The organism is Shewanella sp. 10N.286.52.C2 (assembly GCF_002874545.1).
Classification (GTDB): Bacteria; Pseudomonadota; Gammaproteobacteria; order Enterobacterales; family Shewanellaceae; genus Shewanella.
The window spans coordinates 1-26,477 of record NZ_MCTV01000068.1; the positions used below are offsets into that span (position 1 = coordinate 1).

The window sequence follows — 26,477 nt, forward strand, 5'->3', positions numbered from 1 at the left end:
GATAATAATATTTTGTTATTAAATATATAGTTGGATCTAGTGCATGCTTGGGTCAATTGTATGCTTGGGTCAATTGTATGGTTGGAGCCGAAAGAGATTTGCTGAAGCGGTTCGTGGTTAAGGCTTAGCACCTTTCGCCAGTCATCAGCTAACTGGCTTTAAAGGAGGTTTTGAATATAAAAGTAGATTACTGAGCTTTCATTGAGCGCCAAAATAATTCAAAGCTTGCTTGGCGCTGACTTGGGTCATTGCCCCATTGCGGGTTGTCAGTAAAGTAGCGAATAGCGGCAAGGTATTGGCCGTGACAGTTTTCAAGCATTAGCGCAACTGGAAAATCAGCAATAATCTTTTGTTGCTGGCCTTTACTAATAAGCTGCACTACAAAATGCAAAATACCGTTCATGGCTTGACCGCGAATTGCCGCATCAATGTCGCTAGACATAGAAAATTGCAAAAAGAAGCGCTGCTTAATAGGGTGCTTTAAGGCCCAATCAATCGCTTGTTGCCAAAGGTATTCGGCATCGGTTTTTAAATCTTCGCCAGCATTGTCAAAGGTGGACAATGCTTGAGTAATGTCATCAGCAAATTCTTGTTTAATTGAAACAAATAAATGATTGAGTAAATCATCTTTACTGGGAAAGTGATGAAATAATGTCCCAGTGGCGACAGCGGCTTTTTTAGCGATGGATGCGGTGGATGTGCCATGAAACCCTTGCTCAACAAATAGCTGTAAAGCGCTATCGAGTATCGCTTGTTTCTTGTCTACTTTAGGTTTTTTGTTGGCTACAGTTTGGGTCATATGCTGTTCGTATTTTCAATGAGCTATTTATTAATGGGCTCTTTATTAAAGGAGTGTTGATGAATGAGCGATTTATTAATCGGGATTTTGAGCGTGCGAGTTTATCACCAAGGCGATAATCGCACACTCAATTATTGGCATTTATCTAGCGCATTAGCGTAAGAAAAACTTCATCAACAAGGCTTGGATTTTAGTGCCATAAGGCGGGTGCACCAGTAAACCTGAATTGAACTTGCCGCTTTTTAACACCGTTTTCGCATGGCTAAAAGTCAAAAAGCCTTCTTTACCGTGATAATGGCCCATACCTGATGGGCCAATGCCGCCAAACGGCGCGTCATCGGCTGCCACATGGAAGATAGTTTCGTTAATACATACGCCGCCAGAGTGAGTTTGTTGGATAATATTTTGCTGGGTTTGTCTGTTAAAACTCATGATATAAAGCGCTAATGGGCGCTCATTGTTATTGATATATTCAATGGCTTCATCAAGGTCTTTATACCCGATTATCGGCAGTAATGGCCCGAAGATTTCTTGTTGCATAATGGCCATATCTGCACTGACATTGGTCACTAGCTGTGTTGGTAATTTACGTATTTCGCTATCAATGTTGAACTCAGTTGCGGGGTGAATGGTCGCGCCTTTTTGTTTGGCGTCATCAAGTACCGCGAGTAAGCGACTGTATTGGCGCTGGTTAATCACATTGCCATAGTCTTCATTACTGGCAAAATCTGGGTACATGTTATTAAAACGAGTTTTGTAGGCACTGATTAGCGCATCGATTTTGTCTTCTGGACATAAAATATAATCGGGTGCGACGCAGATTTGGCCTGCATTTAAACACTTACCGTAAATAAGGCGCTCAACAGCAGTATCGATATCAATATCAGGCGCTACAATGACTGGTGACTTACCGCCTAGCTCAAGAGTCACTGGGGTGAGGTTATCAGCAGCTGCGCGCATGACATGGCGACCCACTGTTGTAGAACCTGTAAATAATAGGTGGTCAAAGGGTAGGGCTGAGAATTGCGCGGCAACATCGGCTTCGCCTTCCACTACGACCACTTCATCTTGGCTAAATATCTCTGCTAATAAGCGAATCAATACTTGGTTGGTGGCTGGGGTAAATTCTGACATTTTAAGCATGGCGCGATTACCTGCCGCAATGGCGGTAATTAACGGGCCAACAGCCAGCATGACTGGGAAATTCCACGGCACGATTATGCCAACAACGCCAAGGGGTTGGTAATGCACTGTGACCGAAGAAGGGGACAGTAATAACCCGGCATGGCGTTTATTGGGTTTCATCCATGATTTTAGATGTTTCAGACTGTAGTTGATGTTATTCACACAAGGCATGATGTCTGAAATCATGGTGTCATTGGCTGAGCGATGGCCATAATCTGTGGCTAATGCACTAACAAATTGCTCACTATAACTGAGCAACCCGGCTTTGAGTTTATTGAGTTTATCAACTCTGGATTGGTAACTAGGCGCAGGCATTGACTGATAGGCTTGGCGTTGCTGCTGAAGTAATTGTTGTAATGGACTTTGCTGAACATTGTTAGCGGCCATATTCATAAAGCGCTCCTAGAGTGATATTGATACTGACATCATTTCAATAAATTAAAAAAACCGACTGATTAGTCGGTTTAGTGTGTGCTGAGTTAGGTCTAATTGCAAGCCTTTGGATTCTTGAGCTGGGTCAAGGTGGTTTTTTACTATTTGCACTACACTTTAATTAGGAGGATATTTAAGTAGTTTGTATCTGAAACTATCATGTTAACGATGGTTATTTTTTATAACTATGGTCATGATTACAGTGATGATGCTTATGGAAAAGTGACTGAAATTGTTCATACTTTTAGTTTACTTTATACCGCTAGCTATATTTACTTAAATAAGTGGGATAAGTTTGTTTAATGCTAAAGCTCACTTATTTTATCTACAGGAGGAACTCACATGCGTTCACGTTCAATATTATGGCCAACAGATTTTTCTGAAACGGCATCCCATGCGCTGCGATATGCCATTGAAATGGCCAATTTATATGAAGTGGGTATTCGTATTTTACATGTGGTTTCTCAGCCCCTTGGTGACGAGAACTACATGATTTTGGCTATTACTCCTGAGGAACTCGCTAAAAGCATGGAAGAGGCTGCAGCCACCAAAATGCAAAATTTACTTGCTGATTTAAATACTGACTTGAAGGTCGAAACCGTAATTAGGCGTGGTGATGCCATTGAAGAAATTGTCGATGAGGCCAACAAAGGCGACATTGGTATGGTGGTGATTGCCAGCCATGGACGCAGTGGTCTAGCGCATTTTCTGCATAGTAATGTTGCTGAAGAGGTGGCTAATCAGGCCAGTTGTCCTGTGCTTGTGGTTAAGTAGCGCTAGTTAACAAGTGCTAGTTAACAAGTGCTAACTAGCGCTAACTCGCATTGGTTGATTATTTAGAGCCAGTTATTCACCATTAGCCAATATGCCATTAAGATAAGCGTTTATATCCAATTACGGTAATCTTGCTTAATGGTTTGCATGGCTTTTTCGGCAATGAATAAGGCGTCTTTTTCAGCGATATAGGGCAGAGTTAAGCTGCCGCTAGCTAGGCCAATTTCGATATAGGCATGACCGCTGCGTTGTTGCCCTTTTGTTTGGGTGATAGATACGTGCTGTATTTTTTCATAAGGGATCCGTTTCCAATGATGGCCAAATAAGCCGCTATGTTGCCATAACACTTCATCTTCAATCACATAGCCCCACTGCTTGTACCGCAAAAATGTTAGTCCCATAACCGCAGTAGCAATCAATAAAGCCCCTTCAGAGATCGGATTTAAGCCGGTAAAGATTAAAATTAATAGCGCTGGAATGTACATTAACAAGCCGCGTCTTAAAAACCATGCCAAAGCAATAGCTTGGTATCGCGCTGGGATATTAGTTGTCCCGCCTGCTAATTGCGGTATTTGCGCCAATATTGCAGCAATCTCTGCAGTTTTAACGCAGGGCAGTAACATATGCTCAGTAGTTTTTTGCTCAACCTCTTGGCCTTTAACCTGCTTAAAATACAGTGTCCATAAGCCTAATAATTTAGCTAAAAATGGCTGACTAAAGTGCACTAGCTGCACTCGGCGAATAGCTAATGCGTCTTGCTGGTGGGAGATCACCCCGCCGCTGCGCTGCAGGGTTTGTTGCTGTTTTTCTAATGTATAAGGATGATATTTAAGTACTGCCGCCACAATAGAAATTATTGAAAACAGGCAATATACCAACAACAATGTCAGCATAATGGCAATGGCTTGTAGAGCAATACTTGGGCCGCTATAGCTGACAACAGCGCTCCAAAATTGTTGAATAATAGGAAGCTCGACTATCTGCTCCCATTTAATTTGTCCCATAATGGGGCCTGCTATCACCGCAAACCAAATCAAATTATTTTGATAAAAACCAAATTGGATTAGCTGCTTTAAATTACGCACTACAATCGTGTTGTGGGTTTTATTGCTAGGTGTGTTAACACTATCGGCAGTGTTTTCAGTGCTGATTTCATCGATAGCGTCATTAGTTGCAAGTTGATGCTGGGGAGCGAGTTGCAGTAATTGCTGTTTAAGCTTGCTGGCTTGGGTTGAGTCAAGCGCCGATAAATGCGCTTCGTCATCTTTTGAGCCTGCAGTTTCAACGATTAAGGTGCCGAGCTTAAATGGCTTGAAATAAAATGGCTGGCTGTAACGAATATTTTGAATTTTGTTGAGTGGGATTTCATCTTTGCGGGTAAAAAACAGCCCACGTTTAATATTGAGTTGTTGCCCTGAAAGCTTAAAGCGGTAGGTTCGCCATTGAATGAATGAGAATATTGTCAGTAAAAGTATTGCTACAACAAAGCCGAGTAGACCCATTTGTAAATCAAAACCACTCTGCCAACCGGCATACACAACTGGAATGATGGCGTAACCATTAGATAAAATGGCTTTTGCGCTGCCAAAAATAAAGCTTAGCATTGACCAAGGAGACAGCGATTGCCACTGGGTTAAGGCATTGACATTTTTGTCAGCTGTAGTGGATTTTGAGCTTGACGTTGAAGTCGCTTTTTTTGCTTGTGATGAAGGATTCTCAGAGGTTTGCAGTGAAGAATGCGCTACTGAAATCTTGTTATCTTTTTGAGGCTCATTTGGCTGGTTACTCATCAGCGGCCTCTTTTGTTAGCGGCTTTTCAGTGTTTATTGCAGGGCTTATATTTGAGCTTGTATCTGAACTTATATCAGAGGCTATATTAGAGCTTATGTCGGAGCCTAAATTAGAGCTTATATTAGAGCTTGTATCTGAGCTTATGCCAGAGCCTATATTAGAGCTTATGTCAGAGCTTATATCTGAGGAGAGCGGTTGTTGATGATAAGAGGCTTTATTCAGTAAGTGCTGCCTTAACTTTTCTGCCAAGGTAAAGCTCAGTCCCGGGAGGAAAATCTCTGCCGCGCCACTGCCAGCACTGAAGCACTTTATGGTGGCTAAGTTGAAGCGCCTTTGCAATGGGTTTTGCGACAAACTCACATGCTGCAAGCGGCTATAAGGTAAAGCTGTGGTCTTTATCCACCATAAGCCTTGGCGTATTAATATTTCATGTTCAAGTACGCCGTAGCGCAACTTTTTAGCCGCCAAAAAGCGGATCAATGTCAGCACGACTCCGGCAATCAATACTCCACTAATGATGAGGTATTCATTACGCCCTAAGGCTTGGTTTAATGTCATGACGACAACTAACGCGGCTAATATTAACAGTAACAGCCCAATGCTTTGGCTGAATATTTGCTTCGGGTAGTTTTTATCTACCTTGGTTAATGTCACTTCTGTATAGCTCTGCCACTTTGCCTCAGCTATGAGCAGTTTTTCTGAGGTGCTAGCTACTGTCACATCTGATTCTGGTGTGGCCGACATATATAAATCCTTTTGCTAAGTTAGTCGCAACTGTTTGCTAAAAGCTTGTTTACTAAAAGCTTGATTGGTAGAGATTGATGAATAATAAGTGTCGATTAGTCTTTCTTAACCACTCATAATCCATTACTTTAAGCTTATATAGTATATGGGATTGAGTAATATGGAAAAAGTAACTGCTGCAGCGGCTAATAATGGATTTTTAGTGCGACCTGTCTCTAAAGCGCAAAAAGCGTTTTTACGTAAAGTCTATCTGGCGGGACTCATTGAGCAGCAACAGCATAATTTGTTGTCATTACAAAAGCAGACCCAAATGCCAAGACGCACCTTGCAAGACAACATAGCAGCTTTCACTGACATAGGCATTGATGTGCAATTTGTACAGCAGGGGCAAAGACACAATGCGGGTTTTTATCAGCTGCTGGATTGGGGGCCGATTAATGGAGCTTGGGTGAACAGTCATTTTGATAAAATTACATTAGCACTTGAGCTATCTTTAACTGGCGACGCTATGGGTTAATGCCTGTTCACTATTACATATTCTGTTTCTGCCGGCTCGTTTAGCTTGATATAGGTGTTTATCGGCTTGTTCAATTAAGGCTGGTAATTGATAGATTTCAGCATTACTGGTCACTATGCCAATACTGGCTGTAACCTGCACTTTAACGTGTTGGTGCTGCAAATTGAGTTTGGCAATATTTTCACAAATCCGCATTGCTAAACTATCGGCCTCTTTTGCAGCCGTTTGCGGTAAAAAAACAATAAACTCTTCGCCACCCCAGCGCGCCACAATATCATTTTTTCGTAGGGTATCTCTAATGATAGATGCGACTTTAACCAAGACTAAATCACCAAAAATATGCCCATATTTATCATTAATATCTTTAAACTTATCGATATCAATCATTACGATAGAAGGGGTATTACTCGGCGATTCCATAGTGCCATTGGCTTGATTAAATTGCGGCTCCACTAATTGGTAAAAAGCGCGGCGATTATTAAGCAGGGTTAACGGATCCATTTGAGCCATCTTTTCTGCGATCAGTTTTTCATTTTCGATTCGTCTAAATCGCTCAGTTAATGCTAATGCCAGTAAAAGTACATCAATACCTACCCCTATTTCAGCAGCGCGATAAGTAAAGTCATTAAATGGAATATATGACCACACCGCAAGCGCGGTTATGGCAATACCTATCATTGATGATATTGAAGCCAGTAAAAATAACCGTGCGGAAATATTGCCGAAATTTAATGACAGCACCCCTAATACAATCATCAAGCCACTGAATAACAGCATCAAATCAAAAGCAAAAATCAACCCTAATACTCGGTCTTGCAGTATCACTGCCAACAGCATCAATATTGGAAAAAGTACGCATAAGCTTTTTAAGATCTTATGTAATAGCGGCAGTTGATATCGCAGACGTAAAAAGTGGCACGCGAATACAATGCCACTGGAGCAGAAGGTGACCATAAGGATTGGCACAGCCCATTGTTGCCAATAAGGCGAATTTGGCCAAAGCCATAACGAACCATGACCGCTATATGCCATATTTAATATTAGAAAGTTAAGCAGGTATAGGCAGTAGTAAAAGTAGCTTCTCAGACGTAAGCCTAAAAATAAAATAAAGTTATAAATCAGCAGCGCAATAATCGCGCCGTATAAAAAACCGTAACTATAGGAGTTAAATATACTGTTTTGAGCGCTTTGGCTTTCATCAAATAAATATACCGGAATGACCATGGAATCTAAGGTTTGAAGCCTAATTAATACCGTGGTTATACCTGGTGGATAGCTATATTGAAAATTATAGCTGGGTTGAAAAGTCGGTTGTTTATAAAATAGCGATAGATCACCTTGGTGCTCAAAATGAGCAATTCTATCTGAGCTTAGCCAATAAGCACTGACTTCATCGAGCCAGTAATTATCAAAGTGGATGATGCGGTTTATCTGAGTTTGAGTTGGATTATTAATGGATAGACTAATCCATACAGGGTTAGAGCCGATGCCGTAGTTGCTAATTTCCTCGCTGCCTGACTGGAAGTGGCCATTACGGAATAATTGATAAGCTTGCGATGCGTTAATACGATCTGTTTCGGTGTAATACCCTATAGATTGGCCTATTGGCGCGGTGTAAGTCTCAGTTAAGTTGAGCTTTTCAGCATGGGCATTGCTGATGTTGAACATGGCAATGCTTAAGCTGAACATAATGCTTAGATTGACAAGCAGATCCAATATCCATTTCATAAGTGCAATAAACTACCTTTATCTTTTATAGACTAACAGTGCTAAAACCGCCGATAAGATAGTGGCGGCGCTGCTGCAATGACGGTGTTGGGATAAACATTAAGGCGGTTCACCTAGCTTAATAAAACAGCTTACGTTGTAATTTTAGGCTCTCATAAAGTTTAGTGAGTTAATATTAAAAAAATGTAAAATAATTTATTGGTATACTAAAGGATTAGTCACAAAGTGTCGGTTGTCAACGTTAGCCTCTCTTTAAGAGGCAAAAGGAGGGCGGGGGTGAAACAAATCGAGTTTAAATTATCTGATCAGCACAGCAGTGACAATCAAAATAGCCCCAGCGCTAAATCCAAGAGCCATGGCGCGCCAATAACTGCGCCAATAACGTATATAAAGGGCTTTTTATCACGCGGGGAGCAGCAACAGTTGCTAGCCGATGCCGATAGCTACCCCTTTGAAAAACCGATAATTACGCTTTTTGGTAAACAGCATCCTATCCCTCGCGCTCAAGTATGGTTTGCTGCTCCTGGTTGTGAATATCAATATTCTTCTTTATTAATTTCACCGCAGCCTTGGCCACACTTATTAGCAGATTTAAGGCAGCGGCTGCGGGATGAACTGCAGTTTAATTGCAACGGGGTATTGGTTAATCGTTATCAAAACGGTTTAGATTCTATGGGCTGGCATAGTGATGATGAGCCTGAAATAGTAGCCAATAGCGCAATTGTGTCAGTCAGTATTGGCGCCAGTCGAACTTTTGCCTTACGGCATAAAAGCCTCAATATAAAACAAAACGTTGAGCTTGAAAGCGGTGATTTACTCATTATGCATCAAGGGATGCAATCACAGTGGCAGCATGCAGTACCAAAGCGTTTAAAGGTTAAGAACTGTCGGTTAAATCTAACCTTTAGGCAGTTAATTGTCGGCTATCATCAATTGAAGGGATAATTCATCAGCGTAATCTTTAACTTACTAGGTTAGCTTGCATTGTTAACTAAAATTGCCACTTAAATCAGATTGCCGACTGGCTAGTTTGATTTATGGGGAGTTAAGCAGTAGTCTTCAAACTTTAAAATGTAGTTATAAAGAGTTTGTTATGTCAGTTGAACAAATCATTAGCGATAAACTGAACCAGTCTTTTAGTCCGATACATTTAGATGTGCTTAATGAAAGCAATCGCCACCATGTGCCGCCTAACTCAGAAACACACTTCAAAGTGGTGGTGGTGAGTGAGCAGTTTGAAGCGCAGCGATTAATTGCCCGCCACCGAGCAATAAATGCTGTGTTAGCGGATGAGTTAGCCAACGGCGTGCATGCACTTTCCATTAATGCATATACTCAGGCTGAGTGGCAAGCATTAGATGCAGTGCCTAAAACGCCAAATTGTAAAGGTTAATCCATAAGGCCATTTATGGTCATTGTAGATTAAGGCAAACTAGCCAAATTAGCTTAAAAATCAAAACCTCGTCTTTAGATGAGGTTTTTTGCTTTTTAGTCTTTAGTGTTTTAATAAAAGTAATAAGTATCGGTCATCAGTTTGTCACACAGACAGGTTATTACATGAAGATAACTCCGGTTTATCCCAAGTTTACATAGCTGTCTGGTTTCAATTTTGATGCTATGATGCCAAACATCTTTTACTTAGCCTTAAGGAATGAGTCATGCCTTTACTTGATAGTTTCACTGTTGATCATACACGAATGGAAGCTCCAGCTGTGCGTGTCGCAAAGCATATGAGTACACCTAAAGGTGACACCATTACGGTATTTGACTTGCGTTTTTGTACGCCAAATAAAGATATTTTAAGTGAACGTGGTATTCATACCCTTGAGCACTTATTTGCCGGTTTTATGCGTGATCATTTGAATGGTGACTCGGTAGAAATTATTGATATATCGCCAATGGGTTGTCGCACCGGTTTTTACATGAGCTTAATTGGTCAGCCGACAGAGCGGGTTGTTGCCGATGCGTGGCTTGCAGCAATGGGTGATGTACTTAAAGTGGTTGAACAAAGTGAGATCCCTGAATTAAATGAGTATCAGTGTGGCACTTATGACATGCACTCACTTGATCAAGCCCAAGATATTGCTCGTGCAATCATTGCCGCTGGTGTAAGTGTCAATCGTAATGATGACCTTAAATTGAGTGAAGACATTTTAGGTACGCTATAGGCTAGCTGTTAATCCTAGGTTTTAGTTTGACACCAAAGCGGCTTCGGCCGCTTTGTTTTTTTTGTGGTTAATTTTATTAAAATACTGTTTTTATTTGCATGAAAACGTTATTGTTAAAAGTTAGTAATAGGATGTTATTTATAATAATAAAGGCGTAGCGGATTGCGATGCCGATGATGTATTTTGGGAGTTAACCATGTCTAAAGGCCAATTCAGCTTGTCTGTAATTGCTTCTGCTGTGCTGTTTGTGTGTCATTCTTCAAGTTTTGCTGCAAGCTCTGTGACGGCATCCTTGGATGAATCAAATAATACTGTTGTACTCGACCAGCCTCAGACAGCTCCATTTCATTATCGCAGCAGTACAATACCCCTAGCATTGTCAGGAATGACAATCATGCCTGCTGCCATGGGGCAAACCACTGACATCAGTCATCGCGGCGCGGTCAATGGCATTGCGATTTCTCAAGATAGAGTATCCTTTTCACCGTCTCCTTATTCAGCGCCTCATTTAGTGTTACAACCGAATTTAGCCTTACAAACCCAAGTGACTACAGCCAGCATGACTGGAGTGACAAAAGGCGGTAAAGGGGCTTTTGGTAGTGTGGATTACACCACGGCGCAGATCAGCCCAACAAAATTAGATGCTCAGGCTAACATCGAAATTAATGATAATGGTGGTGGCCGCGTGGGCGCCATTGCCAGTGGCTTAAATAAAGAATACGGCATGCTGTTTGCGGTGGATTACCAAAATACCGCCGAAGAAACAGGTTTTGTGACCAACCTTGATAGCGACCACAGCCAAACCGATATCATGTTCAAAATTAATGCTGATAGTCTTGCTGGCGCTAGAAACCCACAAACGACAGAGTTTATGTACCAATACACTAACTCAGAAAATGATCACTCCAATATCGGTTTAACCAGCCAAGATTGGCAGGCTAAACCGGGTAGGGCGTATTCGGCTACCGAAAATGATAACCGTGAAGGCCAGCGCCATAAGTATCAAGTGAGCCATATTGTTAATCTTAGTGATGGCTCGGTGGTGATGTCCGATTTTTATTACCAATCCTATGATGAGCAAATCTCGCAATTAAACTCGTTATCTGGCGTGTTTATTGGTACAACAGAATTATCAGCGATTTCAGCTTTTGATAAAGCCCCGACTACAGGCGGTTTGGCTTTAGGCTCTATGCTTGAAGATAATCAATATTCGGGCTATGGCTTGCAAACGGAAGGTGTAAGTCAATATGGCGCTCATCAAGTGACCTATGGTGCGCTGTTTCATTCAGATAAAGCCAAAATGCGTTTTGGCCAGCAAGATTGGACCTGGAGCCAAGATAGAAGTCTTGCGAGCACCAATATTGATAATGCGCTGCTAGCTTATATCGACGATGTTAACGTACTCATTACCAGCGCTGACGCCAAACTCAACTATGGCGCTTTGTCGATAAACTTAGGCTTGAGCTTTGAAAGTGTCAGTACTACTCGCGAAATTGACGTTGAAGCCTATGGCATAGAGGCGGCTGATTTTTCTGATGATGGCTGGATCCCGGCAATCGAAATTGCCTATACCACAGGTGCTTGGAAAGCGGCTGTTTCAGCTAAGCAAGCTTGGACAGCTGCATCAGCGGGCAATGCATTGCAACAAGCGCAGGAGTCGCTGCAGTATCAATTAGCACTTGGCTATAGCAATGATGCACTAAATGTTGGTTTAAATGCTTACGTACAAGACTTTGATAATCAACATGTGACTTGTATGTGGAGTATGGCGTGTGATTATTCACAGCGTTATGTACAAGACAATTTTAACGATACGTCCGTTAACGGCATCGACTTGTCGGTCGATTACACTGTCGGCTTTGATAGCTTTTCAATCCCTCTTTCTGCTCAATACCAATACAGCCAAGCTGAGTTTGGAGACTCTGGTTTTAACGACTTAATCGGTCTTTATGTAAAAGGCGAACAACTTCCTTGGGTACCTGAGCAACAATTAGCTTTAAATGCGGGCTTAATAATGGGTCAATTTAGTGTCATCGCCCAAGCTTTATATCAATCAGAAATGGGTTATGCCACTGCCATTAATGGCGGTGAACAAATTGATACACAATGGAAGCTAGACTTAGCAGCTAACTATCATATTTCTAATGTGCACGAAGTTTATTTGCGTATAGAAAACTTACTTGACGAGGATTTAGTCAGTCAACAGTCTAATTTAGGCATTACTTCTCAAGGCGAGATGTTGAGTTACCTTGGATATCAGGCCAGATTTTAACTGTCTCACCTCTTCTTCCTCTTGTAGGTGCTTGTTTTAATTCTGCTTTAGTATGGGCTATTTTAGCTCGTACTAAAGCGAATTTTGTTAACAAATCCGTAAATCACTTCTTATATTATTTCTTTTAAAATTAATGTTATAGTGCCTGTGTTACTGAAATATTGCATTCAATGACGTTAAATCAGACTGTTCCACACCCTATTTGAGTGAATTGTTTAAAAATGAACAATCTAAAAATTCAATCACTGGTTTTTTTCGTGGCGATAGCGCACATTTTGGGGTAAAATGCGCGCGACCAGCGTGATTGCGATCGCATTTCCGTGATAAATCTGCGCTAGCTCAACACTGAAGTGTTTGTTAACACTTTGTTTTCTTTTGGGTAGGAACGCGGCGCATTGTCTTTCCTTCAAACGTAGTGCTTGTGGATATGATTACAATAAAGAAAGGATTGGAACTACCTCTAGCAGGTGGCCCTGAGCAAGTTATCCATAATGGCCCAGCCATTAAGAACGTAGCGACTTTGGGTGAAGAGTATATTGGCTTACGTCCAACGATGAAAATCAAGGTTGGCGAAAAAGTCTTGAAAGGTCAGGTGATTTTTGAAGATAAAAAGAACCTTGGCGTTAAATATACTGCTTTAGCTAGTGGTACTGTATTAGAAATTAACCGGGGTGCGAAACGTGTACTTCAGTCAGTGGTTATTGGCGTTGAAGGTGATGATAAAGTCAGCTTTACTCAATATAGTGCTGATGAACTTAACACGTTAGATGCTAACGTTGTCAGAGAAAACTTGATTGAATCAGGTCTTTGGACAGCTTTACGAACTCGCCCTTTCAGTAAAGTACCTGCTGTTGATTCAGTCGCTGCTGGTATTTTCGTCACCGCAATTGATACTCAACCACTTGCTGCAGATCCTGCTGTAGTGATTGCTGAGCATAAAGATGATTTTGCTAACGGCTTGACGCTACTAGCGAAATTAACAGAAGGCAAACTTTTCCTTGCTAAAGCGCCTGGTGCTGATATCCCTTCTGGCAATGCTCAAGTTGAAGAGTTTGCAGGTATACATCCTGCTGGCCTAGTGGGCACTCACATTCATCATCTTCTTCCTGCTTCTGCAACACGTACGGTTTGGCATATTGGCTACCAAGACGTGATTGCTGTTGGTCAATTATTCACTCAAGGTGAACTTAACACTCAACGTGTTATTGCGATTACTGGCCCTGAAGCTAAAAACCCACGTTTAGTTCGTACAGTATTAGGTGCTAGCACTGTTGAATTAACTGCTGGAGAAATTGAAACTGACAATGTTCGAGTTATCTCAGGTTCAGTATTAAGCGGGCGCCAAGCGGCGGGTCCTCATGGCTATTTAGGTCGCTATCATCAACAACTTAGCTTGTTGAAAGAAGGCAATGAAAAAGAATTATTTGGTTGGGCTATGCCTGGTGCTGATAAGTTCTCTATCACTCGCGCATTCTTAGGTCACTTAAACCGTACAGGTCTGTTCAATATGACCACAACTACGGGTGGTTCAGATCGTGCCATGGTGCCAATTGGTAACTATGAACGTGTTGTTCCATTAGATATCTTACCGACAATGTTACTTCGCGATCTTGTTTCTGGTGATTATGACGGTGCTGCTGCACTGGGCGCACTAGAGCTAGATGAAGAAGATTTGGCATTGTGTACCTTCGTATGTCCAGGCAAGTATGACTATGCATCATATCTGCGTGATTGTTTAGATACGATCGAGAGGGAAGGCTAATGAGCTTGAAAGATTTTATCGAGCGTATTGAACCGCAATTTGAAAAAGGCGGCAAGTACGAGAAGTGGTACGCCCTTTATGAAGCGGCTGCTACTGTGTTTTACACTCCAGGTAAAGTAAACAAAGGCACCACGCACGTGCGTGACAGCCTTGATCTAAAACGTATGATGATTACGGTTTGGGCCTGTACTTTCCCGGCAATGTTCTTTGGTATGTACAACGTTGGCTTGCAAGCTCAAGATGCGCTGATGGCTGGCTTTGCAACTCCTGATGTATGGCAAGTCAGCCTATTCAGCCTATTTGGTACTGAATTAACCGCAAGTTCAGGTGTGCCTGCACTGATGTGGTATGGCGCTTGTTGGTTCCTACCTATTTATGCGGTGACTTTTGCCGTTGGTGGTTTCTGGGAAGTCTTATTCGCGTCTGTACGTGGCCATGAAGTTAACGAAGGTTTCTTTGTAACTTCCATTCTATTTGCGCTGACCTTACCAGCAACTATTCCATTATGGATGGTTGCACTGGGTATTACCTTTGGTGTTGTGGTTGCAAAAGAAGTGTTTGGCGGCACAGGTCGTAACTTCTTAAACCCAGCGTTAGCGGGTCGTGCATTCTTATTCTTTGCGTATCCGTTAAGCATGTCAGGTGACACAACATGGGTTGTGGCTGACGGTTTCTCTGGTGCTACGGCATTGAGCCAAGCTGCACAGGGCACGTTTGAATATACTAGCGCTAACTGGTGGGATGCCTTCTTAGGTTTCATTCCAGGTTCCGTGGGTGAAGTCTCTACCTTTGCTATTTTGCTAGGTGGTGCAGTTATCGTTTATACCCGTATCGCCTCATGGCGTATTATTTCAGGTGTGATGTTGGGCATGATTGCAGTTTCTTACCTACTTAACTTTATCGGTAGCGACACTAATGCAATGTTTGCAACACCTTGGTATTGGCATCTTGTTTTAGGTGGATTTGCCTTCGGTATGATGTTTATGGCGACGGACCCAGTTTCTGCGTCTTTCACTAACAATGCTAAATGGGCTTACGGTATCTTAATTGGTGCAATGGCAGTGTTTATTCGCGTCATTAACCCAGCGTTCCCTGAAGGAATGATGTTAGCCATCCTGTTTGCTAACTTATTTGCACCGTTATTTGACCATTTCGTGGTTCAAGCAAATGTGAAGCGGAGGATTGCTCGTGGCCAGTAATAAAGAATCAATCGGCAAAACATTATTTGTTGTAATCGGCCTGTGTTTTATCTGCTCAATGTTGGTATCAACTGCAGCAGTATTACTTAAGCCAATTCAGCAAGAGAATAAATTGCTAGATAAGCAAAAGTACATTCTTGAAGCGGCAGGTTTAGTGGATACTAAAGCTGGCAAAGTTGAGAAAGACGTTATTATTGCAAAGTATGGTAAGTACGTTGAAGCTCGTCTTGTTGATTTAAAAACCGGTGAGTTTGTTGAAGGTGATGCTGATACTTTTGATGTTGAAAAAGCGGCACGTACGCCTGCAACGTCTTTTAAGCCTGAAAATGACATTGCCTCTGTTAAGCGCGTTGCAAATCAAGGTGTTGTTTATCTAGTTAAAGATGACAACAATGAACTACAAACCGTGATTATTCCTGTTAAAGGCTACGGTTTATGGTCAACCATGTTTGCATTCTTAGCGGTTGAAGCGGATATGAATACCATTCGCAGCTTAGTGTATTACGACTTCACTGGTTCTGGTGAAACACCGGGCCTAGGTGGTGAAGTTCAAAACCCTCAGTGGATTGCTAAGTGGGAAGGTAAAAAACTTTATGACGACAATGGCGACTTAGCTATTCAAGTCACTAAGATCCCGACAATTGCATCTTCAGTTCACGGTGTTGATGCCTTATCTGGTGCGACGTTGACCAGTAACGGTGTTCAGTACTCGCTAACGTTTTGGTTAGGTGAAGAAGGTTTTGCACGCTTTATCGAAAAAGCACGCAATGGAGGACTAGGCTAATGGCTGACGTTAAAGAACTTAAACAGGTTCTGACTGGACCTATCATTAATAACAACCCAATTGCTCTGCAAATTCTGGGTGTATGTAGTGCACTGGCTGTTACCGCTAAAATGGAAACGGCTATTGTTATGACATTAGCATTGACTGCGGTGACCGCGTGTTCGAACTTATTTATTTCGTTACTACGTAATCATATTCCAAGCAGCGTTCGTATTATTGTGCAAATGACAATTATTGCTTCATTAGTAATTGTTGTAGACCAAGTATTGCAAGCTTACGCCTATGACGTAGCGAAGCAATTATCAGTATTTGTTGGCTTGATTATCACCAACTGTATTGTAATGGGTCGCGCAGAAGCATACGCAATGAAAACGCCGCCTCTGATGAGCTTTATGGACGGTATTGGTAATGGCTTAGGCTATGGCGCCATCCTATTATCAGTTGGTTTCTTCCGTGAACTACTCGGTAATGGTTCATTGTTCGGCGTTGAAATCCTCAGCAAAATCTCTGACGGTGGTTGGTATCAGCCTAATGGCTTGTTACTTCTTCCTCCAAGTGCGTTCTTCTTGATCGGTATGCTGATCTGGATTATCCGTACTTATAAGCCAGAGCAAGTAGAAGCAAAAGGGTAGGCGCAATGGAACATTATATTAGTCTGTTAATTCGTTCGATTTTCATTGAGAACATGGCGTTAGCCTTCTTCCTCGGTATGTGTACTTTCTTGGCGGTATCAAAGAAAGTCACCACTGCTATGGGTCTAGGTGTTGCGGTAATTGTGGTGCTGGCAATTTCAGTGCCTGTTAACCAAATCATCTATCAAGGTTTACTGGCTCCTGGCGCATTAGCTTGGGCCGGTGTACCTGATGCAGATTTGAGCTTCTTGAAGTTCATTACCTTTATTGGTGTTATTGCTGCATTAGTACAGATTCTGGAAATGGCATTAGATAAGTACTTTCCACCTTTGTACAACGCATTAGGTATTTTCTTACCATTGATCACGGTTAACTGTGCAATTTTTGGTGCGGTTTCATTCATGGTTGAGCGTGATTATAACCTTGGCGAGAGCTTGGTATTCGGTATCGGCTCAGGTGTTGGTTGGGCATTAGCAATTGTATTGCTTGCCGGTCTACGTGAGAAAATGAAGTATTCTGATGTGCCTAAAGGGCTACGTGGTTTAGGTATTACCTTCATCACTTCTGGCTTAATGGCGCTAGGTTTCATGTCGTTCTCAGGTGTGTCTCTTTAAGACACCCGTACGACGTATTAATTTGAACCTTAAAGGATAAGTTAATGGATATTCTTAAAGCTACTCCGATAGATGTTTATCTAGGTGTGAGTATGTTTACCGCGATTGTACTGGTTTTAGTATTAGTGATTTTATTTGCTAAATCTAAACTAGTAGCCAGTGGTGATATCACTATCTCAATTAATGATGATAGCGAAAAAGCAATTAAAACCGGTGCTGGTAGCAAGCTGCTCGGCGCACTAGCTAACAATGGTATTTTCGTTTCAAGTGCTTGTGGTGGCGGTGGCTCATGTGGTCAGTGTCGGGTAAACATTAAGTCTGGTGGTGGTGATATTCTGCCTACTGAACTTGATCACATAAGCAAAGGTGAAGCACGTCAAGGTTGTCGTTTAGCCTGTCAGGTTAACGTTAAAACTGACATGGAAATCGAACTTGATGAAGAGATTTTCGGCATCAAAAAATGGGAATGTGAAGTTATCTCTAACGATAACAAAGCGACGTTCATTAAAGAGCTTAAGCTGCAAATCCCTGATGGTGAGTCTGTGCCGTTCCGCGCGGGTGGCTATATTCAAATTGAAGCCCCAGCTCACCACGTTAAATATGCTGACTTTGATGTACCAGCGCAATACCGTGGCGACTGGGAACACTTTGGTTTCTTCAACTTAGAATCTAAGGTTGATGAAGAAACTATTCGTGCATACTCAATGGCTAACTACCCAGAAGAGTTTGGCATCATCATGTTGAACGTGCGTATCGCTACGCCGCCGCCAAGAAACTTAACTTTACCTTGCGGTAAGATGTCATCGTTTATTTGGAGCCTCAAAGAAGGTGACAAAGTAACGATTTCTGGTCCATTTGGTGAGTTCTTTGCTAAAGATACCGATGCTGAAATGGTGTTTGTCGGTGGTGGTGCAGGTATGGCGCCAATGCGTTCACATATCTTTGACCAACTTAAGCGTTTACAGTCTAAACGTAAGATGAGTTTTTGGTATGGTGCTCGTTCTAAGCGTGAAATGTTCTACGTAGAAGATTTCGATGGCTTAGCGGCTGAGAATGAAAACTTTAAGTGGCATGTTGCGTTATCTGATCCGCAAGCGGAAGATAACTGGGATGGCTACACAGGCTTTATTCATAACGTATTGTACGAAAACTACTTACGTGACCATGACGCACCAGAAGATTGTGAGTTCTACATGTGTGGACCTCCAATGATGAATGCTGCGGTAATTGGTATGCTTAAAGACTTAGGCGTTGAAGATGAAAACATCTTACTCGATGACTTTGGTGGTTAGTGACTAACTGCTAACCCTTTGCAAAAGACATTGAACGTCATAAATTGCAGCTAGCTGACACGGTGGTCACCATTGTTAAGCTAGCTGCAATTTTTATTTTAGGGACTTTGTAGTTTAGTCGTTGTTGCTTTAGCCACTGTTGCTTTAGCTAAGAATGATTTAAACATTAACCATATAAAAATTGAGAATTTGAACATTTACATGATAAAAATTTCGATGAAGACGCTGGCAGTATTTTTTGGTTTGTTGATTTTAGTCGGCTGTGGAACTGAAGATAAGATAGTGTCACTGTCAGGCAATACCATGGGGACCACTTATCATATAAAAGTGGTACGTAATGAGCGCCTGCCAACCACTCAACTACTACAAGCTGAAATTGATATCGCTCTTGAGTTAGTTAATGATCAAATGTCCACTTACAGACCGAAGTCAGAACTATCACGTTTTAACCAGCTAGGTGTTAATCAACGCCTGAAAGTTTCAGCGGATACAGCCAAGGTTTTAAATGAAGGCTTACGCCTTTACGACACGACTCAAGGCGCGCTGGATATTACCTTAGGGCCATTAGTTAACCTATGGGGCTTTGGTCCTGATAAGCGCCCAACAGCGATCCCAAGCGCTGAAACGATTGCCGAGATGAAAGCTAAATCGGATATTCATGGTTTTAGTGTCAAAGATTTAACTGTCACCAAGTTAAGCCCTGATCTCTACATTGATTTATCTTCCCTTGCTAAAGGCTATGGTGTCGATAAAATTGCTGCACTACTCAATAAATACCAAGTAGAGGGATACTTAGTGGAAATTGGTGGTGAGATTAGCGTTAAAGGTGTTAAAAATGACGGCAGCCCATGGCGTGTTGCAGTTGAGAAACCTTCGAGCCAAGGGGCGGCTATTCAACAGGTGATAGAGCCTGGTAATATGGCGCTAGCGACATCTGGCGATTACAGAATTTATTATGAAGAAAACGGCGAGCGTTTTTCGCATTTAATTGACCCTAGAAGCGGTTATCCAATAAAGCATAAGTTAGCGTCAGTAACCGTTTTGCACCCTAGTAGTATGACTGCAGACGCTTATGCAACTGCAATGATGGTATTAGGTACGGAAGAGTCTTTAGCGTTAGCTGAGCGTGAGAAACTGCCAGTTATGCTGATTGAAAAAGACGACGATAATTATGACGTATTTTATAGTGAGTCGTTTGCACCTTACATTCGTTAATGGCATTTAAAGATTTATTTGATGACCAATTTAGCTTGGAGAATATGATGAGTACTTTTATCGCAGCATTTGTGGTGTTGTTATTATTTTTTTTATTAATGTCCGTGGGCTATATCGTGAAGCGCAAGGCGGTTGAAGGCAGTTGTGGTGGTTTAGGTGTTTTGGGTATTGAGAAAGCTTGTGATTGTGATGACCCATGCGATAAACGCAAACGCCGCATGGCTGAAGCTGAAAGAGAAGCAAAACTGAATCAAAACCGGATTATCTAGTGCGCCAGCATTAACTTTAAGCCCACTTTCAAGTGGGCTTTTTTACGACTGTTACAAAATTTACAAAACTAATTACAGCTAACATTTACCCTTACTAGTGTGATTATTGTCACTATTAAAAACCAGCAGAATTAGCTAGAGATGTGATTCTATTAAGAAATATTCAAACGTGAAAATGCTGAAGCGAGATAAGAACCTAAGTTATAATGATAATAGTTATCAATGACTAAGTTTATGATAATAAAGGGGAATTGTTTTTTGAAGTCACATGTACTATGCTGGTCGAAATTGATCCAGATCAATCTAGCATTTAAGGACTAAATCATGAAAGGCCATCCAAAAGTAATTAGTCAGCTTAATCGTGTACTGACATGTGAGCTCACTGCCATTAATCAATATTTTCTTCACGCGCGTATGTTCAAGCATTGGGGACTCGAAAACCTCAATGAGAAAGAATATAAAAAATCTATTCAAGATATGAAACATGCAGACAAGTTAATTGAGCGGGTATTGTTTTTGGAAGGTTTACCTAACCTTCAACAATTAGACAAGTTACGCATTGGTGAGCATTGCGAAGAAATGTTTGATTGTGATCAGCAAGCGGTAGTCGAGCAGTTGGTCGTTTTACGAGAGGCGATTAAGCTTTGTGAAACAGAGCGCGATTACGTTACTCGTGATTTATTAGAAGATTTACTTGAAGATGAAGAAGAGCATCTAGACTGGATTGAAACCCAAAAAGAGCTGGTTAACCAAACCGGTATTCAAAACTATCTTCAATCACAAATTAAAGATTAATAGGACATTATCATGAAAGGTAATCCAGAAGTTATTGCAGCTTTAAATGCATTATTAACCGGTGAGTTGTCAGCGATGGATCAATACTTTGTACATGCACACATGTACGAAGATTGGGGATTTGATGAGCTTTATACGCGCATCTTACATGAGTCAGATGACGAAAAAGCCCATGCTGCTAAGTTAGTTCAGCGCATTCTTTTCTTGGAAGGCACGCCAGATGTTGCAAGTCGTGAAGCATTAAACATCGGTAAAGACGTAGAAGAGATGCTTAAAAATGACTTGAGCTACGAATATCAAGTTGCTGATCATTTACGTGAAGTCATCGCTTTATGCGAAGTAAAAGGCGACTTCCAAACCCGTGAAATCTTAGAAGTACTACTTGATGATACTGAATCTGATCACATGTATTGGTTAGAAAAACAAATTCGATTAATTGATCGCGTTGGTTTACAAAATTATCTGCAAACCAAAATGTAATCATTGAGTTTGCTACAAAACAAAATGTAATCATTGAGTTTGCTACAAAACAAAAGCCTAACTGAGTTAGGCTTTTTTTATGGGATTTTTAAGCGTTATAAATTGGTAACGCTATAGTTTGAACTGATTAATCATATTGGTTAGCTCCACATTGATTGTGGCAATATTATCCGTTTCATTTCGCTGCATAATGCCTTCATCATTTAAGGTTTCAACCATATCGTGAATTTGGTGCATGCTTCGATTAATTTCCTGAATAACAATATTTTGCTCATTTGCTGAAGTGGATATCTGGCTATTGAGGGCATTGATTTGAGCAACAATAGTACTCATGGTTTGTAAATTATCAGAAGTATTACTGACCTCAGTAACCGTGTCTGAGCAGGCTCGTTCAGTACTGCCAATGGCCGCCACCACCGCAGTGGCTTCAGCTTTTAATTTTGCCAGCGCGATTTCAATTTCACTGGTACTTGTTTGGGTGCGACTGGCAAGGGCGCGCACTTCATCTGCAACCACAGCAAAACCACGCCCTTGCTCTCCGGCCCTTGCAGCTTCAATCGAGGCATTAAGCGCTAACAGGTTGGTTTGCTCTGCAATACTCCCAATCACATCAACAATGCTTTGAATACTGCTGGTTTCATTATTCATGTGCTCGACATTACCAGCAGTTTGATGGATTTCAGCAGCTAAACCTTGGATACCCACTTGGGTTAAGTTAATGGTCTTCAGTGATTGCTCGCCAGTAATATTAGCCTCATTAGTATGCTTGGCTGCGGTTTCGGTATTCTCAACCACAGTGACAGCGGTATTTGATAGCTCTTCAATGGCGGTCACAATTTGGGTTGTTTCATTGGTATGGGCTGTCAAAATTTGTTCGCTGTTTTGGCTATAGTGCTGCAGCTTATCAATACCGGTAGATAATTTAATTGTCGATTTATTGATGGCTAACAACATGGTTTGTAGTTGTGAAATAAAGGCGTTAATTCCGAGGGAAATTTTTCCGATATCGTCATCATTTTTGACTTCCAAACGACGGGTTAAATCACCATTACCTTGAGATAAGCCAGTGACTAAGTCACGTAGTTCATTAATCGGTTGATAGAGCTTATTCAGTAGTATTAATAACGCCACAACAGATAAGCCAAGTACCAATAATATGATGCCGCTGAGTTTTATTGTGGCATTAACAAGCGGTGCGAAAGCTGTTGCTTCATCGAGGGTGACAATCACATACCATTGGTTGTTATCAATTAAAGGGATTTTTTGACTAGCAATAATCGTGCTAACGTCATTTATATCACTGAGCGCCCATGAGCTATCCTGACCGAGAATACTTTGATAGATCTCGCTTAGTTGGCTATTGCTGCTGATATTGTCTTTTTGATTAGTTAAGGCTGAATTAGAGGCTAACACTAAGCCATTTTTATCAATAATAAAGCCAGTGGCACCTTCAATATCTGCTAATGCTTGTAGTTGCAGTTGCAAGTAGTCAAAACGTAAATCCGCCATGATGATCCCGCCATCAATTGGGTGCATAACCCCGACCATAGGTATACCGTCTGTACGGGTAAAAAACACTTCGCTGAGGGACAAGGTATTTTTTTGTTTGCCGTTTTGGTACCAAGGACGAGTGCGGGGATCATATTTATCGACTACACCGACGCCATCAGGAAAAGACTCTGAAGCAATAGAGGCAAAGGATTGGCCATCATCAAACCCCATAATGACTTTAGAGACGCCACCTAATTTGGCTGTGTATTGAGTCATGGCGACATGGCCGGCATCCACATTGTTATGACGGTATAGACTCGCGAGTTCAGTTACCGCGGAAGTGGTGCGATTAAATGAGTTTTCTATTTCACTGACTTTGGTTTTTATTTGGTGGTGGATGTCGGTTGTCAGCTTGTCTGTTATTTGTTGTTTTAATAATTGGTGAGTGACCAGCCCGCTAATGATCAAGGCGAAAGCTAATAGAATTGTTAACGCAAATAGTAAACTCGCTTTAAAGCCAAACTTGTTCATAACTCACCTAATTGTATTATTATTTTTGTTTGATTGTACCTGCTTATAAATCAAAATATACCCTAAGATCATAAAAAAGTTAGTGATTTGTATCATGCAATGTTGATTTTGTTTTTGTGTCGTCTGATGTTTAGTGTTCTTGCTGTTATTTATTTGTATTGCAAATTAGCGCTATTTTGTAATTTGAAGCTTTCAACGCGACTTGTGATAAAGGTTTAATTTGAACACTGTTTTTATATACAGTATCATGATGTCATTCAGTGACTTCTTTATGAAAACGCCATGCGTAAAATTATCCACATTGATATGGATTGCTATTATGCCGCAGTTGAAATGCGTGATTTTCCACAATTGCGTGGTAAACCTATTGCTGTAGGTGGGCGCAGCGATCGCCGTGGTGTTATCAGTACCTGTAGTTATGAGGCGCGTAAATATGGCGTTCGTTCTGCTATGTCGAGTTATCAGGCATTAAAACTCTGCCCAGATTTGATATTGGTGCCAGGCAGGATGGAGGTTTACAAAGCGGTTTCGCTGCAAATCCGTGAAATATTCCATCGTTATACAGAATTAGTTGAGCCGTTATCATTGGACGAGGCGTATCTTGATGTTACTGATTGTGATGCATGTAAAGGTAGCGCCACCTTAATTGCTGAGCAGATCAGAGCTGAAATCTTTACGGTAACCGGGCTTACCGCTTCCGCGGGAGTCGCACCGATTAAGTTTTTAGCTAAAATAGCTTCTGACTTAAATAAGCCTAATGGTCAATATGTGATCACGCCTGCTGAGATCCCTTCGTTTATAAAATCATTATCCTTAAGTAAAATCCCTGGGGTGGGAAAAGTAACCTCGGCTAAGCTTGCAGCGCTCGGGCTTGAAACCTGTGAAGACGTGCAGCGCTACCCGAGTGACAAGCTCATCAGCGGTTTTGGTAAATTTGGCCGCGTGTTAATTGAGCGCACTCAAGGTATCGATACACGTCAAATAAGCCCAAATCGTATCAGAAAGTCGGTTGGGGTTGAGACCACCTTAGCCCAAGATATTTTTACTATAGAGCAATGCAGCAATGTCATGCCGCAGTTAATCCAAGAGCTTATTAGCCGGGTGCATCGCAGTGCTAAAGACCGGCAAATTCATAAACAGGTAGTAAAACTTAAATTTAACGATTTCAAGCAAACTACCATTGAGCATCGCAGTGATGAAATGTCGCTTAACTTATTCCAGACATTGTTAACTCAAGCACTAGAGCGGGCCAATGGCCGAGGTATAAGATTAATCGGTGTCAGTGTTGGTTTAGCTGATAATAGCCAGCCAGAAGTGGTTACAGATGATAATAGCGAGCAATTAGATTTGCAGTTCTAGTGATTATCGCTAGAAACAAAAAGGCTGCCTTTTCTTATATCAAGAATAGAGCAGCCTTTTTATTAAGCGCGTAATTTAATAGAGAGTTAAAGCTCAGCCTTTTGCTGGAATACGCTCTAGTACCGCAAGCAGTAGTTCCCAATATTGGCCAACAGTGGTGATGTTCACCATTTCGTCAGGGCTATGTGGGAAACGAATGGTTGGGCCAATAGAGACCATATCCATGGTTGGGTATGGTTCTTTAAATAGTCCACATTCAAGACCGGCATGGATAACCATAATCGTCGGGTCTTTCTTATAAATATCATTATACGTTTCACGGACAATGGCCATCACTGGTGAGCTATTATCAGGCTTCCAACCAGGGTAAGCGCCTGATAGATCAATGCTAGCACCTGAAAGGTTTGCTAATGCCGTTAATTGCGTTTCAATTTGCACTCGGCCTGAGTCAATCAATGAGCGGATAAGACATAGCACTTCAACAGATTCGTTGTCAGTGTTAATCACTCCGACGTTAAGCGATGTTTCAGTCACACCTTCAACTTCATCGCTCATACGCATTACGCCGTTAGGGCAGGCGTGCAGTAAATCGATTAAGGTATTTTGCGCATCTTCACTCATGACTTTTGCTGGAGCGTCAATGGCTGCAAGTGTTAGCAACATGTCAGGGTCAGCAATTGCCAGCTCTTCACGAACAATCGCTTGATATTGAGCAATGGCTTGCTCAAGCTTGGCTTTATTTTCGCTTGGCAGCATAAAGTTGATGCTAGCTTCACGGGGGATAGCATTACGTAAAGAGCCGCCAGTGAAGTTAACTAATTCAATTTGTAAATCATCACCATAACTAAATAAGAAACGGGCTAATAATTTATTGGCATTGCCGCGACCTAAATGAATGTTGACGCCTGAATGGCCGCCCTTTAAACCTGAAAGGGTTAAGCTAAAGCTGGCATTGCTTTGCTCAGGTGCTTGCCATGACATAGGAACGCTTAGCTGTGCATCAACACCGCCAGCGCAACCCATGTAGATTTCGCCTTCTTGCTCTGAGTCAGTATTAATTAAAATATCAGCATCAAGGTAACCTGCTTCAAGGCCGAAAGCGCCAGTCATGCCCGCTTCTTCATCAATGGTAAGCAGCACTTCTAATGGACCATGTTTAATGTCGTCAGCGCCAAGAATTGCTAACGCTGAAGCCATACCAATACCGTTATCAGCACCTAAGGTGGTGCCCTTGGCTTTTAGCCATTCGCCATCTACATAGGCTTCAATAGGATCTTTTTCAAAATCATGCACTTTATCGGCATTTTTTTGTGGAACCATATCAATGTGGGCTTGTAATACCACAGTCTTGCGTTCTTCCATTCCAGCATACGCTGGCTTTTTAATGATCAAGTTACCGACTTTATCTTCGACGACAGGCAAACCTTTTGATTTAGCCCATTGCTGGATATGTTCACTAAGTGCTTGTTCAAACTTGGATGGATGCGGAATCGCACAAATTTGTTCAAACCATTGCCATAATGGCTGGGGATATAATTGATTAATGGCGGTCACGAAGACTCCCTAAATGCTATGAATGTGGGAATAGATGCGCTGAAGTTTACCATATTGTCGTTACTAAGTAGTGACCTAGAGCAAGTAGAG

24 protein-coding genes are annotated in these 26,477 nt (G+C 41.6%); 17 read left to right on the top strand and 7 right to left on the bottom strand.

Annotated elements, in window-relative coordinates; translation table 11 throughout:
• Positions 1-187: 187 nt before the first annotated feature.
• On the bottom strand, positions 188-799 hold the full coding sequence (locus BCU94_RS17825; RefSeq protein ID WP_102477138.1) for a TetR/AcrR family transcriptional regulator: 612 nt from the start codon (positions 797-799) through the stop codon (positions 188-190).
• Between the two features lie 153 nt (positions 800-952).
• Entirely contained in the window at positions 953-2,377 is a 1,425-nt protein-coding gene (locus tag BCU94_RS17830; protein ID WP_102477139.1) for a coniferyl aldehyde dehydrogenase, read from the bottom strand.
• Between the two features lie 381 nt (positions 2,378-2,758).
• Here BCU94_RS17830 and BCU94_RS17835 point away from each other — a divergent pair, with 381 nt between their 5' ends.
• Positions 2,759-3,190 carry a universal stress protein gene (locus tag BCU94_RS17835; protein ID WP_102437970.1) on the top strand — a complete coding sequence of 144 codons (432 nt, stop codon included), beginning with the start codon at positions 2,759-2,761 and terminating at the stop codon, positions 3,188-3,190.
• Between the two features lie 110 nt (positions 3,191-3,300).
• On the opposite strand, the gene BCU94_RS17840 is transcribed toward BCU94_RS17835, so the two are convergent.
• Both BCU94_RS17840 and BCU94_RS17845 read right to left on the bottom strand, forming a co-directional pair.
• Complete coding sequence (locus BCU94_RS17840; RefSeq protein WP_102477140.1) at positions 3,301-4,980, bottom strand: PH domain-containing protein; 1,680 nt, start codon at positions 4,978-4,980, stop codon at positions 3,301-3,303.
• Positions 4,973-5,725, bottom strand: coding sequence for a PH domain-containing protein (locus BCU94_RS17845; protein ID WP_102477141.1), 753 nt, complete (start codon positions 5,723-5,725; stop codon positions 4,973-4,975). The genes BCU94_RS17840 and BCU94_RS17845 overlap by 8 nt, the downstream gene beginning before the upstream one ends.
• A gap of 160 nt (positions 5,726-5,885) precedes the next feature.
• On the opposite strand from BCU94_RS17845, the gene BCU94_RS17850 reads away from it, so the two are divergent.
• Positions 5,886-6,242 (top strand): winged helix-turn-helix domain-containing protein, encoded by a 357-nt coding sequence (locus tag BCU94_RS17850; RefSeq protein WP_102477142.1) that lies wholly within the window; start codon positions 5,886-5,888, stop codon positions 6,240-6,242.
• Here the strand turns inward: BCU94_RS17850 and BCU94_RS17855 are convergent.
• Entirely contained in the window at positions 6,219-7,910 is a 1,692-nt protein-coding gene (locus tag BCU94_RS17855; protein WP_198590911.1) for a diguanylate cyclase, read from the bottom strand. The two genes, BCU94_RS17850 and BCU94_RS17855, sit on opposite strands and share 24 nt — an antisense overlap.
• Positions 7,911-8,246: 336 nt before the next feature.
• On the opposite strand from BCU94_RS17855, the gene BCU94_RS17860 reads away from it, so the two are divergent.
• The 14 genes from BCU94_RS17860 (at position 8,247) to bfr (BCU94_RS17925) (ending at position 21,452) form a co-directional block, all read left to right on the top strand.
• Positions 8,247-8,915, top strand: coding sequence for an alpha-ketoglutarate-dependent dioxygenase AlkB (locus BCU94_RS17860; protein ID WP_241905027.1), 669 nt, complete (start codon positions 8,247-8,249; stop codon positions 8,913-8,915).
• 148 nt (positions 8,916-9,063) lie between these two features.
• Positions 9,064-9,363, top strand: a complete 300-nt coding sequence (locus BCU94_RS17865) for a BolA/IbaG family iron-sulfur metabolism protein (RefSeq protein WP_102437964.1) — start codon at positions 9,064-9,066, stop codon at positions 9,361-9,363.
• Between the two features lie 265 nt (positions 9,364-9,628).
• Positions 9,629-10,138 carry an S-ribosylhomocysteine lyase gene (gene luxS / locus BCU94_RS17870; RefSeq protein WP_102477145.1) on the top strand — a complete coding sequence of 170 codons (510 nt, stop codon included), beginning with the start codon at positions 9,629-9,631 and terminating at the stop codon, positions 10,136-10,138.
• Positions 10,139-10,334: 196 nt separating this feature from the next.
• A complete protein-coding gene (locus tag BCU94_RS17875) occupies positions 10,335-12,410 on the top strand; it encodes a TonB-dependent receptor (protein WP_102477146.1) in 2,076 nt (691 codons plus the stop codon).
• Between the two features lie 427 nt (positions 12,411-12,837).
• A complete protein-coding gene (locus tag BCU94_RS17880; protein ID WP_102437983.1) occupies positions 12,838-14,172 on the top strand; it encodes a Na(+)-translocating NADH-quinone reductase subunit A in 1,335 nt (444 codons plus the stop codon).
• Positions 14,172-15,371 carry an NADH:ubiquinone reductase (Na(+)-transporting) subunit B gene (locus BCU94_RS17885; RefSeq protein WP_102437961.1) on the top strand — a complete coding sequence of 400 codons (1,200 nt, stop codon included), beginning with the start codon at positions 14,172-14,174 and terminating at the stop codon, positions 15,369-15,371. Before BCU94_RS17880 ends, BCU94_RS17885 begins: the two co-directional genes overlap by 1 nt.
• Positions 15,361-16,155, top strand: a complete 795-nt coding sequence (locus BCU94_RS17890; RefSeq protein WP_102437960.1) for a Na(+)-translocating NADH-quinone reductase subunit C — start codon at positions 15,361-15,363, stop codon at positions 16,153-16,155. Before BCU94_RS17885 ends, BCU94_RS17890 begins: the two co-directional genes overlap by 11 nt.
• On the top strand, positions 16,155-16,787 hold the full coding sequence (locus BCU94_RS17895; RefSeq protein WP_076542777.1) for an NADH:ubiquinone reductase (Na(+)-transporting) subunit D: 633 nt from the start codon (positions 16,155-16,157) through the stop codon (positions 16,785-16,787). The genes BCU94_RS17890 and BCU94_RS17895 overlap by 1 nt, the downstream gene beginning before the upstream one ends.
• 5 nt (positions 16,788-16,792) lie before the next feature.
• The gene (nqrE, locus tag BCU94_RS17900; protein ID WP_076542779.1) at positions 16,793-17,401 is read left to right on the top strand and encodes an NADH:ubiquinone reductase (Na(+)-transporting) subunit E; all 609 of its coding nucleotides are present in this window, start codon (positions 16,793-16,795) and stop codon (positions 17,399-17,401) included.
• 44 nt (positions 17,402-17,445) lie between these two features.
• Positions 17,446-18,693, top strand: coding sequence for an NADH:ubiquinone reductase (Na(+)-transporting) subunit F (nqrF, locus tag BCU94_RS17905; protein WP_102437959.1), 1,248 nt, complete (start codon positions 17,446-17,448; stop codon positions 18,691-18,693).
• A 216-nt stretch (positions 18,694-18,909) separates the two neighbouring features.
• Entirely contained in the window at positions 18,910-19,908 is a 999-nt protein-coding gene (locus BCU94_RS17910) for an FAD:protein FMN transferase (RefSeq protein WP_241903506.1), read from the top strand.
• Between the two features lie 47 nt (positions 19,909-19,955).
• Positions 19,956-20,177, top strand: a complete 222-nt coding sequence (gene nqrM, locus BCU94_RS17915; RefSeq protein WP_076542875.1) for a (Na+)-NQR maturation NqrM — start codon at positions 19,956-19,958, stop codon at positions 20,175-20,177.
• A gap of 324 nt (positions 20,178-20,501) precedes the next feature.
• Positions 20,502-20,972 carry a bacterioferritin gene (bfr, locus tag BCU94_RS17920; protein ID WP_102477147.1) on the top strand — a complete coding sequence of 157 codons (471 nt, stop codon included), beginning with the start codon at positions 20,502-20,504 and terminating at the stop codon, positions 20,970-20,972.
• A 12-nt stretch (positions 20,973-20,984) separates the two neighbouring features.
• The gene (gene bfr / locus BCU94_RS17925) at positions 20,985-21,452 is read left to right on the top strand and encodes a bacterioferritin (RefSeq protein WP_102437953.1); all 468 of its coding nucleotides are present in this window, start codon (positions 20,985-20,987) and stop codon (positions 21,450-21,452) included.
• Positions 21,453-21,563: 111 nt separating this feature from the next.
• Here the strand turns inward: bfr (BCU94_RS17925) and BCU94_RS17930 are convergent, their stop codons facing one another.
• Positions 21,564-23,474, bottom strand: a complete 1,911-nt coding sequence (locus BCU94_RS17930; RefSeq protein WP_102477148.1) for a methyl-accepting chemotaxis protein — start codon at positions 23,472-23,474, stop codon at positions 21,564-21,566.
• A gap of 282 nt (positions 23,475-23,756) precedes the next feature.
• Between BCU94_RS17930 and dinB the strand changes: the two genes are divergently transcribed.
• The gene (dinB, locus tag BCU94_RS17935; RefSeq protein ID WP_102437949.1) at positions 23,757-24,833 is read left to right on the top strand and encodes a DNA polymerase IV; all 1,077 of its coding nucleotides are present in this window, start codon (positions 23,757-23,759) and stop codon (positions 24,831-24,833) included.
• A 93-nt stretch (positions 24,834-24,926) separates the two neighbouring features.
• On the opposite strand, the gene BCU94_RS17940 is transcribed toward dinB, so the two are convergent.
• Positions 24,927-26,387, bottom strand: a complete 1,461-nt coding sequence (locus tag BCU94_RS17940) for an aminoacyl-histidine dipeptidase (protein WP_102477149.1) — start codon at positions 26,385-26,387, stop codon at positions 24,927-24,929.
• Between the last annotated feature and the right edge of the window lie 90 nt (positions 26,388-26,477).

What these genes read in the sequence shown, in the direction of transcription:
- BCU94_RS17825 (WP_102477138.1), bottom strand. Translation starts at nt 799, where the DNA reads ATGACCCAAACTGTAGCCAACAAAAAACCTAAAGTAGACAAGAAACAA.
- BCU94_RS17830 (WP_102477139.1), bottom strand. Translation starts at nt 2,377, where the DNA reads ATGAATATGGCCGCTAACAATGTTCAGCAAAGTCCATTACAACAATTA.
- BCU94_RS17835 (WP_102437970.1), top strand. Translation starts at nt 2,759, where the DNA reads ATGCGTTCACGTTCAATATTATGGCCAACAGATTTTTCTGAAACGGCA.
- BCU94_RS17840 (WP_102477140.1), bottom strand. Translation starts at nt 4,980, where the DNA reads ATGAGTAACCAGCCAAATGAGCCTCAAAAAGATAACAAGATTTCAGTA.
- BCU94_RS17845 (WP_102477141.1), bottom strand. Translation starts at nt 5,725, where the DNA reads ATGTCGGCCACACCAGAATCAGATGTGACAGTAGCTAGCACCTCAGAA.
- BCU94_RS17850 (WP_102477142.1), top strand. Translation starts at nt 5,886, where the DNA reads ATGGAAAAAGTAACTGCTGCAGCGGCTAATAATGGATTTTTAGTGCGA.
- BCU94_RS17855 (WP_198590911.1), bottom strand. Translation starts at nt 7,910, where the DNA reads ATGTTCAACATCAGCAATGCCCATGCTGAAAAGCTCAACTTAACTGAG.
- BCU94_RS17865 (WP_102437964.1), top strand. Translation starts at nt 9,064, where the DNA reads ATGTCAGTTGAACAAATCATTAGCGATAAACTGAACCAGTCTTTTAGT.
- luxS (WP_102477145.1), top strand. Translation starts at nt 9,629, where the DNA reads ATGCCTTTACTTGATAGTTTCACTGTTGATCATACACGAATGGAAGCT.
- BCU94_RS17875 (WP_102477146.1), top strand. Translation starts at nt 10,335, where the DNA reads ATGTCTAAAGGCCAATTCAGCTTGTCTGTAATTGCTTCTGCTGTGCTG.
- BCU94_RS17880 (WP_102437983.1), top strand. Translation starts at nt 12,838, where the DNA reads ATGATTACAATAAAGAAAGGATTGGAACTACCTCTAGCAGGTGGCCCT.
- BCU94_RS17885 (WP_102437961.1), top strand. Translation starts at nt 14,172, where the DNA reads ATGAGCTTGAAAGATTTTATCGAGCGTATTGAACCGCAATTTGAAAAA.
- BCU94_RS17895 (WP_076542777.1), top strand. Translation starts at nt 16,155, where the DNA reads ATGGCTGACGTTAAAGAACTTAAACAGGTTCTGACTGGACCTATCATT.
- nqrE (WP_076542779.1), top strand. Translation starts at nt 16,793, where the DNA reads ATGGAACATTATATTAGTCTGTTAATTCGTTCGATTTTCATTGAGAAC.
- nqrF (WP_102437959.1), top strand. Translation starts at nt 17,446, where the DNA reads ATGGATATTCTTAAAGCTACTCCGATAGATGTTTATCTAGGTGTGAGT.
- BCU94_RS17910 (WP_241903506.1), top strand. Translation starts at nt 18,910, where the DNA reads ATGAAGACGCTGGCAGTATTTTTTGGTTTGTTGATTTTAGTCGGCTGT.
- nqrM (WP_076542875.1), top strand. Translation starts at nt 19,956, where the DNA reads ATGAGTACTTTTATCGCAGCATTTGTGGTGTTGTTATTATTTTTTTTA.
- bfr (WP_102477147.1), top strand. Translation starts at nt 20,502, where the DNA reads ATGAAAGGCCATCCAAAAGTAATTAGTCAGCTTAATCGTGTACTGACA.
- bfr (WP_102437953.1), top strand. Translation starts at nt 20,985, where the DNA reads ATGAAAGGTAATCCAGAAGTTATTGCAGCTTTAAATGCATTATTAACC.
- BCU94_RS17930 (WP_102477148.1), bottom strand. Translation starts at nt 23,474, where the DNA reads ATGAACAAGTTTGGCTTTAAAGCGAGTTTACTATTTGCGTTAACAATT.
- dinB (WP_102437949.1), top strand. Translation starts at nt 23,757, where the DNA reads ATGCGTAAAATTATCCACATTGATATGGATTGCTATTATGCCGCAGTT.